General features: G+C 71.7%; 1 protein-coding gene. It reads left to right on the plus strand.

Annotated features, from left to right (window positions below):
* Positions 1-1,803 (plus strand): type I polyketide synthase (locus CCN51_RS47160; RefSeq protein ID WP_143676132.1); only part of this gene is annotated, 1,803 nt, incomplete at both ends.

The following is a 1,803-nucleotide window of genomic DNA, read 5'->3' on the forward strand; positions in this document are numbered from 1 at the left end:
GCGCTGGCGAACGCGCGGCTGTCGCCGGCGGATGTGGATGTGGTGGAGGCGCACGGGACGGGTACGACGCTGGGTGATCCGATCGAGGCGCAGGCGGTGCTGGCGACCTACGGTCAGGGGCGGTCGGCGGAGCGGCCGTTGTGGCTGGGGTCGATCAAGTCCAACATAGGCCACACCCAGGCCGCCGCGGGCGCCGCCGGTGTCATCAAGATGGTGATGGCCATGCGCCACGGGGAGCTGCCGGCCAGCCTGTTCATCGACGCGCCGACGCCGCATGTGGAGTGGGGCAGCGGGGCGGTGGAACTGCTCACCGAGGCCACCGACTGGCCGGAGGTGGACCGTCCGTGGCGGGCGGGCGTCTCGGCGTTCGGCATCTCCGGGACGAACGCGCATGTGATTCTGGAGGAGGCTCCGGAGGATCCGTACGTCGCCGCTCCCGTGGACTGTGGCCCGGCGCCGGTGGGCGGGGTGGTGCCGTGGGTGGTGTCGGGGCGGTCGGCCGCGGGGCTGCGGGCGCAGGCCGGGCGGTTGGCGGAGTTCGTGCAGGAGACCGTGGACGAGGTGGCGGAGGTCGGCTGGTCGCTGGTGGCCGGTCGGGCGGTGCACGACCACCGCGCGGTGGTGGTCGGCCAGGACCGGACGGAGCTGTTGACCGGTCTGACGGCCCTGGCCGAGGGACTGCCCTCGGGCGGCGTGGTGGCCGGGGAACCGGTGGCCGGGGGCGCGGGTCCCGTACTGGTGTTTCCCGGGCAGGGTGGCCAGTGGCGGGGGATGGGGGTGGAGTTGCTGGATGCCTCGCCGGTGTTCGCGGGGCGGATCGCGGAGTGTGAGGCGGCGTTGGCGCCGTTTGTGGAGTGGTCGTTGACGGCGGTGTTGCGGGGTGAGGGTGCGGTGGATGTGTCGCGGGTGGATGTGGTGCAGCCTGCGTTGTGGGCGGTGATGGTCTCGCTGGCGGAGGTGTGGCGTTCGTATGGTGTCGAGCCCGCGGCGGTGGTGGGGCATTCGCAGGGGGAGATCGCTGCGGCGGTGGTGGCCGGGGCGCTCACGCTGCGGGACGGTGCGCGGGTGGTGGCTCTGCGTTCTCAGGTGCTGCGGGTGTTGTCGGGGCGTGGGGCGATGGCGTCGTTGGCGGTGGGTCGGGAGGAGGCCGAGAAGGTGATCGGCGGTCGTGCGGGGGTGGTGGTGGCCGCGGTGAACGGGCCGGGTTCGACGGTGGTTTCCGGGCCGCCCGAGGCGGTGGCGGAGGTGGTCGCGGCGGTTGAGGCGGCCGGTGGCCGGGCCCGGCTGGTCGATGTGGATTATGCCTCTCACAATCCGCAGGTGGATGACATCGCCGATGAGCTGATCGAGCTGTTGGGACAGGTCACGCCGGTTGAGACGGCTGTGGCGTTCTATTCGGCGGTGACCGGTGGCCGGGTGGAGTCCACGGCGCTGGATGCGGCGTACTGGGTGGAGAACCTGCGTCAGCAGGTGCGGTTCGCCACGGCTGTCGAGGCGTTGCTGAGCGATGGATACCGGGTGCTGGTGGAGTCGAGTCCGCATCCGGTGCTGAGCGTGGGCATTCAGGAGACCGCCCAGGCGCTGGACGTCCCTGTGGCCACCGTGCCGACTCTGCAGCGGGACCAGGGTGGTCCGGTGCAGCTGGCCCGGGCCCTGGCCCAGGCGTTCACCGCGGGTGTGTCCGTGGACTGGAAAGCCTGGTACGGCGTGGACACCACTCCTGATGTCCTCACCGGCGCCACCACCCCGGCCCCGCCCGTCCTCGACCTCCCCACCTACGCGTTCCAACACCAGCACTACTGG

It is taken from the genome of Streptomyces milbemycinicus (assembly GCF_002154605.1).
GTDB classification, from domain to species: Bacteria; Actinomycetota; Actinomycetes; order Streptomycetales; family Streptomycetaceae; genus Streptomyces; species Streptomyces milbemycinicus.